This window comes from Aldersonia kunmingensis (assembly GCF_001646865.1).
In the GTDB taxonomy this organism is placed as follows: Bacteria; Actinomycetota; Actinomycetes; order Mycobacteriales; family Mycobacteriaceae; genus Aldersonia; species Aldersonia kunmingensis.
The window spans coordinates 55,979-70,615 of the sequence record NZ_LRRB01000179.1 but is presented as its reverse complement, the minus strand read 5'-3'; the positions used below and the strand labels follow the sequence as shown (position 1 = coordinate 70,615).

13 protein-coding genes are annotated in these 14,637 nt (G+C 66.6%); 5 read left to right on the top strand and 8 right to left on the bottom strand.

The features are described 5' to 3' along the window. The first annotated feature begins 48 nt into the window (after positions 1-48). Positions 49-786, top strand: coding sequence for a lysophospholipid acyltransferase family protein (locus A8G08_RS13580; protein ID WP_068274707.1), 738 nt, complete (start codon positions 49-51; stop codon positions 784-786). A 4-nt stretch (positions 787-790) separates the two neighbouring features. On the opposite strand, the gene A8G08_RS13575 is transcribed toward A8G08_RS13580, so the two are convergent. Continuing rightward, positions 791-1,105 (bottom strand): GNAT family N-acetyltransferase, encoded by a 315-nt coding sequence (locus A8G08_RS13575; protein ID WP_068274705.1) that lies wholly within the window; start codon positions 1,103-1,105, stop codon positions 791-793. A 66-nt stretch (positions 1,106-1,171) separates the two neighbouring features. Here A8G08_RS13575 and A8G08_RS13570 point away from each other — a divergent pair, with 66 nt between their 5' ends. Continuing rightward, positions 1,172-2,782, top strand: coding sequence for an alpha/beta hydrolase (locus tag A8G08_RS13570; RefSeq protein WP_068274737.1), 1,611 nt, complete (start codon positions 1,172-1,174; stop codon positions 2,780-2,782). Between the two features lie 3 nt (positions 2,783-2,785). After that, entirely contained in the window at positions 2,786-3,895 is a 1,110-nt protein-coding gene (locus A8G08_RS13565) for a glycerate kinase (protein WP_068274702.1), read from the top strand. A gap of 31 nt (positions 3,896-3,926) precedes the next feature. On the opposite strand, the gene A8G08_RS13560 is transcribed toward A8G08_RS13565, so the two are convergent. From A8G08_RS13560 to A8G08_RS13535, 6 genes are all read right to left on the bottom strand, one after another. Continuing rightward, positions 3,927-4,403, bottom strand: a complete 477-nt coding sequence (locus tag A8G08_RS13560; RefSeq protein WP_068274699.1) for a monooxygenase family protein — start codon at positions 4,401-4,403, stop codon at positions 3,927-3,929. 73 nt (positions 4,404-4,476) lie between these two features. Further along, entirely contained in the window at positions 4,477-5,391 is a 915-nt protein-coding gene (locus A8G08_RS13555; protein ID WP_157108559.1) for an NHL repeat-containing protein, read from the bottom strand. Positions 5,392-5,627: 236 nt separating this feature from the next. Continuing rightward, the gene (aroQ, locus tag A8G08_RS13550; RefSeq protein ID WP_068274694.1) at positions 5,628-6,068 is read right to left on the bottom strand and encodes a type II 3-dehydroquinate dehydratase; all 441 of its coding nucleotides are present in this window, start codon (positions 6,066-6,068) and stop codon (positions 5,628-5,630) included. 41 nt (positions 6,069-6,109) lie between these two features. Continuing rightward, positions 6,110-6,898: an alpha/beta fold hydrolase gene (locus A8G08_RS13545; RefSeq protein WP_068274691.1), complete on the bottom strand. Its 789-nt coding sequence runs from the start codon at positions 6,896-6,898 to the stop codon at positions 6,110-6,112. 19 nt (positions 6,899-6,917) lie between these two features. Beyond that, the gene (locus tag A8G08_RS13540) at positions 6,918-8,546 is read right to left on the bottom strand and encodes an ABC-F family ATP-binding cassette domain-containing protein (protein WP_068274733.1); all 1,629 of its coding nucleotides are present in this window, start codon (positions 8,544-8,546) and stop codon (positions 6,918-6,920) included. Between the two features lie 123 nt (positions 8,547-8,669). After that, on the bottom strand, positions 8,670-9,230 hold the full coding sequence (locus tag A8G08_RS13535) for a hypothetical protein (protein ID WP_068274687.1): 561 nt from the start codon (positions 9,228-9,230) through the stop codon (positions 8,670-8,672). A 125-nt stretch (positions 9,231-9,355) separates the two neighbouring features. Here A8G08_RS13535 and A8G08_RS13530 point away from each other — a divergent pair, with 125 nt between their 5' ends. Together A8G08_RS13530 and A8G08_RS13525 are read left to right on the top strand one after the other, a co-directional pair. Then, positions 9,356-11,134 carry a penicillin-binding transpeptidase domain-containing protein gene (locus A8G08_RS13530; RefSeq protein ID WP_068274730.1) on the top strand — a complete coding sequence of 593 codons (1,779 nt, stop codon included), beginning with the start codon at positions 9,356-9,358 and terminating at the stop codon, positions 11,132-11,134. A 249-nt stretch (positions 11,135-11,383) separates the two neighbouring features. Next, positions 11,384-13,060 (top strand): NTF2-like N-terminal transpeptidase domain-containing protein, encoded by a 1,677-nt coding sequence (locus A8G08_RS13525; RefSeq protein ID WP_187344466.1) that lies wholly within the window; start codon positions 11,384-11,386, stop codon positions 13,058-13,060. Positions 13,061-13,144: 84 nt separating this feature from the next. Here A8G08_RS13525 and A8G08_RS13520 read toward each other — a convergent pair whose 3' ends face one another. After that, positions 13,145-14,617, bottom strand: a complete 1,473-nt coding sequence (locus tag A8G08_RS13520; protein ID WP_068274685.1) for a peptide MFS transporter — start codon at positions 14,615-14,617, stop codon at positions 13,145-13,147. Positions 14,618-14,637: the final 20 nt, after the last annotated feature.

The window sequence follows — 14,637 nt, the reverse complement described above, 5'->3', positions numbered from 1 at the left end:
CGGTAATGTCCCGCGCGCTGTGCCCCGGCAGTCCGTAAAGTCCCCGGTATGGCGGCTCCGGAAGTCCTACTCGAAAACAGCGACGAGGTATACGAGTACTACCTCCGACATCGGCAGAACCGTATCCAAGCGTTGGCCGCTTACGCGATTCTCGGCCGCCGGTTCCATCCCCGGATTTCCTACGCCGACGGCGCGAAGGAACAGCTCAAGAGCCTGGTTGCATCGGGCCGTCGCCTGGTGATCTCGGTGAACCACCTGTCGGAGAAGGACCCGTACACGCTGGCAGCCGCTGCGTGGCGCAGCCCGCTGCGCCCGATCATCGGGAAAGTGCGGGTTCTGGCCAAGGACGAACTCTTCATCGATCCCAAGCAGCGCCGCCGTGTGGAGATGATGGGAGCGATCCCGGTGTTCCGAGGCAAGAACCACGGCGTACGGGCGGTGAGCGCGGCAGGTCAGCAGATGATGGATGTGTGCGCGACCCGCATGTCGCGCGGCGACGATCTCGCGATCTTCCCCGAGGGAACGATCAACCACGAGGACGTCTCGCAGGTGCAGCCGATCGGCAGCGGCATCGGGCATATCGTTTTCCGCGCTCGCAAGCTCGGCGTCGAGCCGGCGCTGCTCTTCGTCGGCCTGTCCTACGGGCCGAACGGCGAGGATGTGAAATCGGCCAGCTACTACTTCGGCAATCCGATTACGGAGTTCCCCACCAAACCGGCCGAGATCACCCGGCTGGTGAAGGAACACATGCAGGACGCTCTCGACGGCGCGGTCAAGCTGTACTGACGAACTACTCGGCGGGCAGGTTCAGCCGCTCGCGCGCCCAGGTCGGGACCAGCGCGAGGTACTCCTTGTCCTTCGACACAAAGCGGTGGACGAATGGGCAGAACGGAAGCACCCCGAGCCCTTCCTCACGCGTTGCGTCGAGCGCCGCGCGGATCAGCTGCTTCGCCAGGCCCATACCTTCGAACTGCGAATAGATTTCGGTGTGCACGAAGGCGCGGTTCGGGCCCGCCTCCTCGTAGGTCGCGAAACCTGCGAGTTGGTCATGGGCGTAGATCTCGAAGCGCCGCAGGTCGGTGTTGTGCTCGACTCGCGTATCCATGGCTGCACGGTACTGTCTCTCCGAGACTGTGCACCCGGCGAGGTGCATGCGGTGGGGAAGGGTGACATGACGCACTCTGGTGCTGGGTTGCGGGCCACACAGCCGGCAAAGGCGTTCGCTGTCATGGGCGCGGCAGTATTCATCGCTGCGGGAGCGGGCACGGCAACGTCGACGGCGGCCCCGGTCGGACTGAAGTTCGATGACTGCCCGTCCGAGCTCAACATCGACCCGGACAGCGGCACGAAGTGCGCCACGACGTCGGTCCCGATGGACTACCGAAACCCGGCTGGTCCCAAGATCGAGGTGACGGTTAGCCGGATCCGGGCGAACGACAACCGCCGCGGCGCTATGTTCGTCAACCCGGGCGGACCGGGAGCCGACGTGCTCGGCTACTGGGCCAGCCGCGCTGAGGGGCTGCCCGCCGAGATCGCCGACCATTACGACAGGTACGCCGTGCAACCGCGCGGCCTGCGCTGGTCCACGCCGCTGCACTGCGATGCGAACCCGACCGGCGAGCAGGCCGGGGCCCCGGATGTCACGGCCCCGCGTGCGTCGTTGCGCGACCGCTGCGCCGCAAACCAACCCGGCTACCTGGACACGATCACCACCGAGAACACCGCGCGGGACATGGATGCCGTGCGCGCCGCGCTCGGGCTCAACCGGATCAGCTACTGGGGCCTGTCCTACGGCACCTATCTCGGCGCGGTGTACGCGTCGCTGTTCGGTGAGCACGTGGACAAGATGATTCTCGACTCCAACGTTGACCCTGAATGGGTGTGGACCGAGCTGTTCGCGCAGCAGCAGTCCGCACGCGGCGATCGCTACCACGACATGTTCGCCTGGATCGGCAAGCACGACAACGTTTACGGCCTTGGCAATACGGCCCGCGCAGTGCAGGACGCCTGGCAGCGGATGGTGGAACGAGAAGGTGGCGGTTGGTACGCCAACCTCGCCACCCCACCGGTGAGTATCGCCGACAGGCCCACCTCGCTGCCCGAGGCGCTCGGCGACATCGTGCGCACCGGGTTCACCGGCTCGCGGGAACAGATCGAGCGCATTGGCAATGTGGTGCGCACCTTTACCTCCGGTGCATCCGCGACCGTGCCCGTCCTCGCGGCGACGGGACTCGCGAGCTACTCGCGCGCCTCATGGCCCGTCTTCGCGGCGGCGTTGTCCAAGGCGGTCACCGACCCGGGGAATACCGACGCCATCCGGGCCATTGCGGATCGGCTTCCGCTCGACGCCGCGAACGCGCACGTGCTGTCCGCGGTGACCTGCAACGAGAACGCCATCCCGGCCCGGCCGGAGATGCTGGGCCAAGCGATGACGAAGTTTGCCTCTGGTGGCGACTCACTCGATGCCCGCGCCGACCTCGTGCGCGCCGGAATGGACTGCGCGAGTTGGAAGCCGGTCACGAAGCCGGTGGCGCTCACCGGCGACAAGCTGGAGACTCCGCCGATTCTGCTGCAGAGTCGTCGTGACGGCGCGACCCCGTACCCCGGTGGGCCGGCCATGGCCGCCGCGCTCGGCGGCTCGCTGGTCACGGTCGGCGGCGGTGACCATGGCCTGTTCGCCAGCGGCAACGATGCCGTGGACGATGCGGTCATGACCTATCTCGATTCCGGTGTGGTCCCGATCAGCCACGCCGAAGAGGCGCCACTGCCGCCCCCGGCCTGACCCATGCGCATCATCGTCGCGCCCGACAAGTTCAAAGGCTCACTGAGCGCGGCGGGTGTGGCATCCGCCGTGGCTGCGGGAATCCTTGGCGTGCAACGAGATTGGGACGTCGTCGAGGTGCCGATCGCCGATGGTGGCGATGGAACCGTTGATGCGTTTGTCGCGGCCGGGTGGTCGCCGGTCCAGGTCGAGGTGGCCGGGCCGACCGGGGTCGCGCATCCTGCGCGATACGCGACAAGCGGCCGGACCGCGGTCTTGGAACTCGCCGCTGCAGTCGGGCTCGTCGCCTTACCGAATGGGCACGCGGATCCACTGGGCGCCAGTACCTTCGGGCTCGGTCAGCTGATCGCGCATGCGCTCGATATGGGCGCGACCGAACTTGTCATCGGGTTGGGCGGCAGTGCCTCGACAGACGGCGGGGCAGGCATGCTGGCCGCGCTCGGCGCGCGAATTCTCGACAGGACGGGGGTAGCGGTCGGGCGCGGTGGCGGGCCCCTGCTCGGCGCGGCCTCGCTCGACCTGACCGAATTGCACCCGGGCGTGCAGTCGGCGCACGTGGTGCTCGCATGTGATGTCGACAATCCGCTGCTGGGTCCGCGCGGCGCCACGTTCGTCTATGGCCCACAGAAGGGCGCGTCTCCGGACGAGTTGCGGACCCTCGAGTCGGCCATGATGCACTGGGGTGGAATCGTCACGGCGGCAACGGGTTCCGATGTATCGCAGGTTCCGGGCGTGGGAGCCGCGGGCGGTACGGGTTTCGGTGCGGTCGCGGCACTCGGCGCGTCGTCGCGGCCCGGGATCGACATGGTGCTCGAACTGATCGGCTTCGACGACATCGTGGCAGGCGCCGATCTCGTGGTCACCGGGGAGGGCTCGATCGACGAACAGACGATGCACGGTAAGGCCCCGGTCGGGGTCCTCGCCGCTGCTCGGCGGGCGGGTGTGCCGGTGCTGGTCGTCGCGGGCCGCAGCCTGCTCGCCGAAAGTGAGGTGCGCGCAGCGGGTTTCGCGGGTCTACGCACGCTGGCCGAGCTCGAGCCGGATTCCGCCCGGTCGATGGCGAACGCGGATGAACTGCTGCGCGCGGTCGGCGCGGAGCTTGCGCGCGGCTGAGTCATTGGTCGCTCCGCAGGCTCCGCTCCTGTCAGCTGACTTTCCGCCGCATTCGGCTGCGTGCACCCATTCCCGCTGCAATGGGACGAGCGCCGGTTGCCTTCGCGAGGCCATGCGCAGGCATATTTCCGTAGATCGTCTCGTATTCGCCCGCGCGCACCCGGTACGTTTCGTGCCAGATCCCGCTGCGGGTGCTTTTGCCGACGCGTTTCCAGTAGTTGCGCCAGACCGCAGCATGCGGATTCTCGGTGTCGCGCGCGAATGCCTCGAGATCCTCGAAGGAACGCCAGTACTGCACGTTTGTCAGACCGAGCAGGTTGTAGCCGAGCAGGCCCTTCTCCGGGTGCTCGGAGAGGTACTTGAGCATGTGCTGCATACCGCGGAGGCCGCCGAGATCGCGGAACCACGTCACCAGGTGCCACGGCGAGGGCAGTCGCGTCCCGATGATGAAGACGACCACGTCGCCGTCGTAATCGGCGGTCCAGCGTCCCTGATTGATCTTCGCCATCGCGGACTCCTCACACGTCGGGGCTTGCCGTCGGTACCGCACCTACAACGCTAAGCCAGCGATATGGGTTCGGTCAGCAGGGCAGGCCGAGCAATCCGTTGATGCCACCCGAGCCGGTGCCGCCGAAGGAGCCGGTGTCACCCGGTGTACCAGGGATGCCGGGCAGGCCGAGGCCGCCCGCCGATCCGGTGCCGAACAGGAAACCGTCCCGATCGGAGGAACCTGCGCTGCCCGGGGTGTTCGCCCGGTCCGAGGAACCGGTGGCGCCGGTCGAAGCGCCGGCGACCTCGAGGCCCTCGAGGAAGTCGCCTCGCGCGAGCACACGGGAATTGCCGCCACAGGTCGCGACGATTTGTTTGCCCAGTTCGCTGACGTAGACGCCGCTGCTGTCGACCGCGACGCCGCGCGGGTTGTCCAGATTTCCCGCGACCTCGACCGGCTGTCCGCCGCGCAGCGGAATCGACACAACATTGCCCGTTGTCTTCACCCTCATCTGGGCGATGAAGAGCCGGTCGTTGTACACGGCGATGCCGGCGGTGAGGACGTTTCCGCCTGCGTCATAGACCTGGGTGAGCAGGCCGCCACGCAATGGCACCGAGTACACCTTGTGCCCGCTCGAGGCGAACAGCGTATCGCCGGCGATCGCGAGGCCGACGATCGTGAACGGGTCGGGAAGCGGTGCCACGGGCCGGCGAATTCCGCCGCCGGTCGGTACCGAGACGATGCCGTCGGTGGTGGCGACGTACAGGTCGCCGCCGGCCACCGCGACGCCGGTGGGCCAGGAAAGATCGGTCTGGACGATCTGCGGAATGCCGCCGTTCGCGGGAACTGAGCGGACGCTCCCGATGGCACCCCATTCGGTGTAGTAGACGGTGTCACCGTCGATCGCAATATCAACGGCCTGACCGGCGATCCTGTTGGGAACTCCGCCGCCGGGTGGAATGGCGACCAAATTATCGGGTGTCGCGGCGAATATTGTCCCAGCCATGACCTGTGCGGTCGCCGGGGCCGGAGTGACGAGCGTAATTGCGGTAAGTAACGAAATTGCCCCCAGTGCCGTGCTGTAGCGAACGCCGGGAAAACGGATTCGACGCGCCATGGCGAAACCTCTGGAGATGAGGGGATGGGAGTTGTGGTCCCAATGTAGTGCTCGCCGAGGGGGCCGTGACAGAAAATGGGCAAATTTCCGGCAAACACCCTGAGATTTCGTCGTGAAGCTGTGCTTCAGTCGCGCAGCGCGAGAAATTCGATCGCTGCGGCGTATCCCTGGACTCCAAGTCCCGCAATGACCGCAGTAGCAATTGGTGAGACAAATGAATGATGCCGGAATTCCTCGCGCGCGTGCACGTTGCTGATGTGCACCTCGACGATCGGCACCTCGGGGATGACGAGCGCATCGCGCAGCGCGACCGAGGTGTGGGTCAGCCCGCCGGGGTTGATGACGATGGCTGATTCCCGCCCGCGGGCCTGATGAATGCGGTCGATGATCGCGCCCTCGGAGTTCGACTGGAAATGCTCGATCGCCAGTCCGTGCTTGCCGGCGGTCCGCTTGCACAGGTCGATCACGTCGTCGAGCGTCGCGGATCCGTACACCTCGGGCTGACGAGTCCCGAGCATGTTCAGGTTCGGTCCGTTGAGGACGAGGATCGGACGCCGGTCTGCCATGACGGAAACGGTAGCAACCCGACCCGGTCTCGAGCGGATGGTTATCGGTCGCGGAGGAACGGCCGGACGAGATCAAGGATCTGCTCGGTCGCGGCGAGCGTCGTGCCGTGGTCGTATCCCTCGATCGCGTGGCACTCGGCGTGCGGCATGAGACCGGCGGCGTCGCGGGAGTCGGCGAGCCGGCCGGGATCGTTCGAACCGGCCAACCACAGCGCCGGCGTACTCACGGTGCTCAGCGCGGCATCGGGAATTCCGGGCATCGCCTCGGTCTCGCGGAAATAGGCGACGATCGCGGCGGGATCGTTGGCGGCCAGCACCGCGCGCGTACCCGAATCGACCGGTGTCCCCTTCGCGCGCTCCCAGTCCGCGAGGAATGCGTCCCACCCCTGCGCCTCGAGCACCTCCACACAGCCGGGGAAGAACAGTTTGTTCCACACGCCGTCGCGATGGCGGTGGCTACCCCCGCCGAGCACCAGCTTGTCGACCCGATCGGGAGCCGCCATTCCAAGGGACAACGCGGCGCGGGCCCCGAACGAGTAGCCGAAGCAGTCGGCCCGGGACAGCTCGAGGTCGTCGAGCACCGCGAGCAGATCTTCGACGACCCGCTCGATCCGGTACGACGCCCGGTCGTGCGGCTTATCGCTGCGCCCGTGCCCTCGCAGATCGACGAGGATCAGCCGGTAGTCCGCTTTGAGCGCGCGGACATAACCGTAGGCACGCCAGATCGCGCGGGTCAGGACGCTGCCGTGCACGAGCAGCAGCGGGGGCCCATCGCCGAAGGTCTCGTAGGAGATGCGGACCCCATCGGTCGGGTTCACTGCCGTGCGCATGCCGCCAAGTCTGCCCGGCTCAGCGCGGGTAGACGTCGATCAGGCCGTCCGGCGACAGCTCCAACCACCGCGTCGGCCCGACCTCGCGCAGGAAGTCGACATCGTGGCTCACCACCATGAGCGCGCCCCGGAATGCGGAAAGTGCCTGGGTAAGGTGCGCGAGGCTGGGCAGGTCCAGGTTGTTGGTCGGCTCGTCGAGCAGCAGCAGCCGCGGCGCAGGTTCGGCGCTCAGCAGCATTGCCAGCGCGGCGCGCAGGCGTTCACCGCCGGACAGTGTCGACGCGAGCGCGTCACCGTCCGCGCCTCGAAACAGGAAGCGGGCCAGGCTCGCCCGGATCTGCTCGGCGTCCCGATGCGGCGCGGCGAGAGCGACGTTGTCTACCAGAGACAATCCCGGATCGAAGATGTCGAGACGCTGAGGCAGCAGCTTCCACGGCACCCGCGGCGGTGCGGCGGCGATGGCATCGAGCAGGGTCGTCTTGCCAATGCCATTGGGTCCAATGAGCGCGATGCGCTCGGGTCCGTGCACCTTCAGCGAGACCTCCGGCCCGCCCGGCAACAACGTGCGTGGCTCGAGCTCGATCACGAGCTGACCCGGATGCACCTGTGTATCCGGCAGATCGACGCGAATTTCGCGGTCGTCGCGAACCTGATTCTGCGCGTCGGACAGGCTCTCGCGCGCCGACTCGAGTCGCTCGATGTGAGTGTTGCGGAGCTTCCCGGCTGACTCCTCGGCCGCCATCTTGCGCAGGCCCATCACGATTTTCGGCTCTCGTTTCTGCTCGGCCATCTTTCGCCCGTAGCGCTGTCTGCGGTCGAGCTTGGTGCGTGCCTCGACCAGCTCGCGGCTTTGGCGCCGCACATCGCTGCGTGCGTCTCGCACCGCGGCGAGGGCCGACTCCTGTTCGGCGGCGACAATCGCCTCGTAGTTCGTGAAATTGCCGCCGAACATTCGCAAGGAACCCCTGCGCAATTCGGCGATGCTGTCGCACCGGTCGAGCAGCGCGCGGTCGTGGCTGACCACGACGACGGCCCCCGCGAACGCCCAGATTGCGTCGTAGAGGCGTTGGCGGGCAACGAGATCAAGGTTGTTGGTGGGCTCGTCGAGCAGTAGCACATCAGGCTCGGTGAGCAGCTGCGCGGACAGGCCGAGCAGCGTGGTTTCGCCGCCCGACATGCTGGCCACGGTCCGATCGAGATCGTCCGGGCCGCTCACAAGATGGCCAAGGCCCAGACTGCCGAGCAGCGCGACGGCGCGTTCCTCGATGTCCCAGTCGCTGCCGACGAGGTCGAAATCGTCGTCGGTTCCCGTGCCGGATTCGATGCGGTGCAAAGCTTTTCGCTTGTTCTCGATGCCGAGCACGCGATCGATCGGTAGGTCGGTGCGGATGGTGAGGTCCTGCGGCAGGTAGGCCAGCCGTCCGGTCACCGTGACCGAACCGCGGGACGGGCGCAGTTCCTGTGCGATGAGCCGCAACAGCGTGGACTTGCCGGTGCCATTGCGCCCGACCAGACCGATGGTGCCGCTCGGGAATACGGCGTCGAGGCCGTCGAAGACTGCGGAGCCGTCCGGCCAGATGAAGGACAGATCGGAGAGGGAAATTGTGGACACGAGTGCTCCAGAGGTGTGAACGAGAGCAGCGCGCATCATGCGGGCCGCGCGAGCGTTACCTCTGAATGAGCAACCTTCGATCCGATCGTCGACAACAAGACGCTTCCACGGTATCGGCGCCCTGCTGCCGTGCGCAACGTAATTTGTCTCGCACTCCGCTCAGAGTTGCGGGCCCTCCGACCGCAAGTCGTCCACCTTCGACATCGCCGCGCGCAGTTCGTCCAGCCACTCCTGCGCGTGTTCACCGGCCAGTCGCACGGTCCAGGCCAGCGCATCCGCGCGGGATCGCGCTACGCCGGCGTCGACGAGCGTGTCGAGCACCTTGCGCTCGGGCTGGCGCAGCCGAGTCATGACCGGCACAGCGAGATGGGTGAACAGCGTGTGTGTGCCGTCGACCGCCACACCCCAGGCGACCTTGCGCCCGTAGCGGGCTTCGGCCTCGTCGGCAATCTGCATCCGCTGCGGCCGGGTGGTTTCCCGGAACCGTGCAATGCGGCCCTGAACGGTGGCTTCGGCCTCGGAGTCACCCTCGGCGGGTTTGGGCAGTTCACCGATGACCACGATCTCCTCGCGGTCGACTTCGACGATTGCCGGACCGGCGAACCAGTCGTCGGGCAGGCGTCCGGCGAACCAATCGGCGGCGTCCCCGGCATCGGGCACATCGGCCTGCTGCCAGCCGCCCGGCCGGCCGAATCCTCGCCCTCGTGGTTGGTGGCGCATGGCTGCCTCCTTGTCTTGTAAGAACGATTACAAGATTACACCGCAATTTATGCAACGGGGAATGTGGATCCACTGGTCAATCGGTCGGGGTTAGGCACGCCCGAACTTTGGGCAATGTCTCGGGCATGATCGATTGGGTGCCCAACGCCAGACGTGTCGCTGCCCCCGCCGTCCTCGTGCTCGCCGCCGCAATTACCACCGCCTGTAACCCATTCGGGCCGGATCAGCCTCAGACTGTCGCCGAGCAGTACGCGGAAGCCGTGAACAACGACGACGTGGCCGCGGCCGCCGCGCTCACAGACAATCCGTCCGCGGCGACTGCTGCGCTGCAGCAGATGTTCGATGCACTCGGCACCGACGGCACGTTCACGGTCGCGGAGTCCTCGCGGGACGGGAGTTCGGGCGAGTTCAAGCTGGACGCGCAATGGAAGCTCGCCGGCGACAAGCAATGGAACTACCAAACCGCGGGCCAGGCGTCGCAGCCCGATGAAGACTGGCTCATCCATTGGGATCCGTCGCTGCTCGCGCCCGGCCTGACCGCGGAGGAAACGCTGCAGTTCGCGCCCGTCTATCCGACGCCGGCGCGCGTGCTCGACCGCACGGGTGGCGAGCTGATGTCTCAGCAGGTTGTGACGCTGGTGCAGGTGGATCCGACCGCCGACGCCGCTGGGGTCGCCGCAGTGCTGGCGCCGTTCGGGGTGACAGCGGCGTCGCTGCAGTCGGACCTGGCCGGCGCGCAGGGCAAGCCGATCACGGCGATCACGCTGCGTGAATCGGACCTGACGGCGGTCGAACCCGCGCTCATGGCGATGCCGGGAGTGACATTGGCGAAGCAGACCAGGCTGCTCACGGTCGACCGGGAACTGTCCTCGCCGACCCTGAACGATGTCGCCCAGAAGTGGCAGGAGTCCAACGACGCCGCCGCGGGGTGGACCGTGCAGGCAGTGAACGACGAGGCCGCCACGCGCGGCCTGGTCGGCGGGGATCCGCAGCCGACGCAGGACATACCGACCACGCTGGACGTCCGGCTGCAGCGTTCCGCCGAAGCCGCGCTCGCGCCGATCCCGCAGGCAGCCGCGATCGTGGCGCTGCAGCCGTCGACGGGTGACGTACTCGCGGTCGCGCAAAACCAACCCGCGGACCAGCAGGGGCCGATCGCGCTCACCGGTTTGTACCCACCTGGCTCCACTTTCAAGACAGTCACCGCGACGGCAGCGCTCGAGGGCGGGGCGGTCACGCCCGATACGGTCCTGCCCTGCCCGGGAACGGAAAACATCGAGGGACGTCAGATCCCGAACGACGAGAACTTCGAACTTGGCGCGGTTCCGCTGCACACCGCATTCGCGCGGTCGTGCAACACGACGCTCGCGCGGCTCGCGGTCGGGCTCGCACCCGATGCGCTCACGAACACCGCCGCCCAGCTCGGGCTGGGCGTCGACTACGTGACACCCGGCTTGACCACGGTCACCGGCTCGGTGCCACGCGCCGACAGCGCCGCGGCTCGCGTCGAGTCCGGCATCGGGCAGGGCAGGGTGACCGCATCGCCGTTCGGCATGGCGCTGGTGGCAGCCTCGATCGCGCGTGGGTCGGTCCCCGCGCCGACGATGATCACCGGGGAGCCGGGGGTTGCCGATCGTACACCGCCGGCGTTGCCGCCGGGCGTCGCGGAGCAGTTGAGATCGATGATGGGCGAAACGGTTTCGGCTGGCACCGCGACCACGCTGAAGGACATTCCCGGCCTGATCGGGAAAACGGGCACGGCGGAGTTCGGCGACAACACCCACGCGCACGGCTGGTTCGTCGGAGTCCAGGGGGACCTGGCTTTCGCCGTGTTCGTCTCCGACGCCGGATCGTCCGCACCGGCGCTCGAAGCTGCCGGCCGGTTCCTGCGTGCTTCCCGTTAGCAGTGCAGGCGCGGATCCGCCGCTGGGCGCCGAACCGGGATGGGCCACAGCACCTCTCGTCGCGCGGCCGATTCGGGCACAGCGGTATGAAGCTCCGATAAACGCGCCGCGACCCGGGTGCGCATCATGCCGTGGTTGGGCCGTACCCGCCACTCGCGCAGGGCATATCGGAGAACCGTGGCGATATCGTAATTGCATCGTAGGGTCGGCGTGCTTGTTGTAATCGCGACAAAGATGGAGATTGTCGACATGGGTTACCAGGGATCCCTCCGCCGCCGCTTGCGCACATTTGCGGTCGCCGGCGCGGTTGCTGCACTGAGTGTCACGCTCGCCTCGTGTGCCACCGATACGAGCGATCCGGAAGCGCTGGCAGATAAGTTTGCCGCCGCCCTCGACGACAGCGATGCCGATGCTGCCGGAGCGCTGACGTCCTACCCGAATGCAGCCGCCGCCACCCTCGGCCAGATATTCGACGGAATGCATGCCGAGAAGGTGGACTATCAGGTAAGCCAATACATTCCGCTGGACGACGAGTCCGGCTTCTTCACCATGGACGCCAAGTGGCATTTCGGTGACGGTAAGGATTGGAACTACAGCACCCAGGCCAGCATCCACAAATTGGCGGTGGGCTGGCGCGTGTCGTGGGACCCGGGCGCGGTGATGCCCGGTCTCGGTGGCGATCGCACTGTCAACCTTGTCCGCACCGACGCGCCGGCACCTGTGGTCCGCGATATCGGCGGCGGTCCGCTGATGACCGAACAGGTCATCAACGCGGTCAAGTTCGACGCGTCGCGTGCGCCTGATCCGGTCGCGTCGACGAACGCGCTCGCGAAGGTCATCGAGGTGGTGGCCCCGTTGATCACCGGACCCAGCCTGATGGCCGATATCGCCGCGGCCGATGGCGGGTCGATCACCGCAGTCAATCTGCGCGAGGCAGACTTCGAAATTCTCGAACCCGACATGGCGCCCATTCCGGGTGTCGTGCTGGAGAAGCAACCCAAGCTGATCTCGGCCGACCGCCGTATCGTCTCGCCACTCCTCGATCCGCTGCGCAATGTCTGGCAGGCCAACCGGGACGCGACCGCGGGTTGGGCCGTCCACATCAGCACGCCCGACGGTGCGCCGCCGACGCAGACGGCCGGTTACCAGGGCCCGCCCGGACCCGACATCACATCTACGCTCGACGTTCGGATGCAACTTGCCGCCGAGGAGGCGGCGGTCAGCGTGGGTACCCCCGCCGCCATCGTCGCGATTCAGCCGTCGAGTGGAGCGCTGCTCGCTGTGGCGCAGAACAGCCAGGCAAACGAGATCGGCCCGATCGCCTTCACCGGCCTTTTCCCTGCCGGGGAGAACCTCGAGCTGGTGCGAAACGCCGCCGCTGTGATGAAAGGTGTTGCACCGAAGGATGTTTCGCCTGAGGACCTAGCCGAGGCCGCATCGACGCTCGGGCTCGGGGTGGACTTCGCGATCCCCGGCCTGGAGGAGACCACCGGGCGGATGCCGAACGCCGGGAAGGGCATGGAGCAAGTGCGCCGGGACGCCAACAGGTCGGAGGAACCGCAGGTCAGCCCATTCGGCATGGCGCTGGTCGCGGCGTCGATCGCACGCGGTTCGACGCCGATGCCGATGATCGCGATGGGCCAGCCGGCCACCACCGCGGCGCCGCTCGAGCCGATTCGACCGGACGTGGTTGACCGGCTGCGCGGCATGATGCGAGGTGCCGCGGCGAATCCCGACTACGCCGGTCTGCGTGGCTATGGCGATGCGATCGGATTCCCGGCAGCAAGCGGCGACGACCGATGGTTGATCGGGCAGCGCGGCGACATGGCGTTCGCGGTCTATGTCGAGGATGTCGACGGCAGTGACATGGCGGTCAAGGTGGCCGCGCGGATGTTGCGCGCATTCGACCACCCCGCTGCCCAGTAACCCGCCACAAACGCAGTAGCCGTCCGAGTGCGAATCGGCCTCGGACGGCTACGGCTCTGTTGGGCTGCTGATCGTAGGTTCCGGCTAGTGCACGCCCACCATCATCTTCCGGATCCACGGGGTCATCAGCACCATGATGACCGAGGTGGCGATCGAGGCGAGGCCGACCGCGAGGAAGTAGGGCACCTCGTCCTCGGTGTTGTAGTAGCCACCGAGCGTGCCTGCCATCGAGCTGCCGAGCGCCACCGAGAGGAAGAACAGCGCAACCATCTGCGTGTGGAACTTCTCCGGGGCCAGCTTGGTCGCGAGCGAAAGCCCGACCGGGGAGAGGAACAGTTCGGCGAACGTGAACAGCAGCAAGATTCCGGCGAGTGCGATCAGCGGTGTGCTGTTGGGTCCGCCGCCGGAGAACGGGATGAAGCACAGGAACGCCACACCCATGATCCCGGTGCCGCAGGCGAACTTGATCGGCGAACTCGGCTGCCGGTCTCCGAGTTCCTGCCAGATGTAGGCGAACACGCCTGCAAAAATAATGATGAAGACCGGGTTGATCGACTGGACCCACGACGCCGGGAACTCCCAACCGAACAGGTTGCGGTCGAGCTGCTTGTCCGAGTACTCGGCAACGGTGGTGAACTGCTGCTGAAACAGAGACCAGAACACCGCGCTGGCAACGAACATCGGGATGAAGGCAATGACCCGGCTGCGTTCGACGCGGGTGATATTGCGGCTGGTCAGAATGAGCACGAAGTAGCCGACGGCCGCGGCCGCTGTCACGCCGGTGACCCACTCGGACAGGTTTCCTGCTGTGATGATGCCGAGCACGGCGAGTATGACGATGATCGCGACCGTGGCGACGGCGATCCAGATCCAGCGCGACAGCTCGTTGCGTGGCAGCGGGTTCGACGGATGGGCGCCGACATCCTTGAGTTGGCTGCGGAAGATGGTGTACTGCGTGAGGCCGATCCCCATACCGATTGCCGCGAGGGCGAAGCCGGCATGGAAGCCGATGTTGTCCTGTACCAGACCGGTGAGCAGCGGGCCGACGAACGCGCCGATATTGATGCCCATGTAGAACAACGAGAATCCGGCGTCACGGCGCTCGTCGTCTGCGTCGTACAGCTCGCCCACCATCGAGGTCGCGTTGGCTTTCAGGCCACCGCTGCCGAATGCGACCAGGACCAAGCCAACGCCGACTCCGGCAAGCCCGGGCAAGATCGCGAGCGCGATATGCCCGGCCATGATGACGATCGCGCTGTAGAACAGCGTGCGTTCCGAGCCGATTAATCGGTCGGCGATCCACGCCCCGACGATCGTGGAGAGGTAGACCGTTCCGCCGTATGCGCCGACGATGCTCGTCGCGGAGGCCTCGGAGATGCCAAGGCCGCCATCGGCGGCGGAGTAGTAGAGGTAGTAGATGAGGATGCCCTGCATCCCGTAGAACGAGAAGCGTTCCCACATCTCGACGCCGAAAAGATTCGCGAGCGGCAGCGGCTGTCCGAAGAAGCGCGTGTCACGTTCGCGATGCGGCGTCGTCGTATCGGCAGACTCGGCCATACGCCAACTCTGCCACCACC

What these genes read in the sequence shown, in the direction of transcription:
- A8G08_RS13575 (WP_068274705.1), bottom strand. Translation starts at nt 1,105, where the DNA reads ATGGATACGCGAGTCGAGCACAACACCGACCTGCGGCGCTTCGAGATC.
- A8G08_RS13565 (WP_068274702.1), top strand. Translation starts at nt 2,786, where the DNA reads ATGCGCATCATCGTCGCGCCCGACAAGTTCAAAGGCTCACTGAGCGCG.
- A8G08_RS13570 (WP_068274737.1), top strand. Translation starts at nt 1,172, where the DNA reads ATGACGCACTCTGGTGCTGGGTTGCGGGCCACACAGCCGGCAAAGGCG.
- A8G08_RS13555 (WP_157108559.1), bottom strand. Translation starts at nt 5,391, where the DNA reads ATGGCTGGGACAATATTCGCCGCGACACCCGATAATTTGGTCGCCATT.
- A8G08_RS13535 (WP_068274687.1), bottom strand. Translation starts at nt 9,230, where the DNA reads ATGCGCCACCAACCACGAGGGCGAGGATTCGGCCGGCCGGGCGGCTGG.
- A8G08_RS13580 (WP_068274707.1), top strand. Translation starts at nt 49, where the DNA reads ATGGCGGCTCCGGAAGTCCTACTCGAAAACAGCGACGAGGTATACGAG.
- A8G08_RS13530 (WP_068274730.1), top strand. Translation starts at nt 9,356, where the DNA reads ATGATCGATTGGGTGCCCAACGCCAGACGTGTCGCTGCCCCCGCCGTC.
- A8G08_RS13560 (WP_068274699.1), bottom strand. Translation starts at nt 4,403, where the DNA reads ATGGCGAAGATCAATCAGGGACGCTGGACCGCCGATTACGACGGCGAC.
- A8G08_RS13525 (WP_187344466.1), top strand. Translation starts at nt 11,384, where the DNA reads ATGGGTTACCAGGGATCCCTCCGCCGCCGCTTGCGCACATTTGCGGTC.
- A8G08_RS13540 (WP_068274733.1), bottom strand. Translation starts at nt 8,546, where the DNA reads ATGCGCGCTGCTCTCGTTCACACCTCTGGAGCACTCGTGTCCACAATT.
- A8G08_RS13545 (WP_068274691.1), bottom strand. Translation starts at nt 6,898, where the DNA reads ATGCGCACGGCAGTGAACCCGACCGATGGGGTCCGCATCTCCTACGAG.
- A8G08_RS13520 (WP_068274685.1), bottom strand. Translation starts at nt 14,617, where the DNA reads ATGGCCGAGTCTGCCGATACGACGACGCCGCATCGCGAACGTGACACG.
- aroQ (WP_068274694.1), bottom strand. Translation starts at nt 6,068, where the DNA reads ATGGCAGACCGGCGTCCGATCCTCGTCCTCAACGGACCGAACCTGAAC.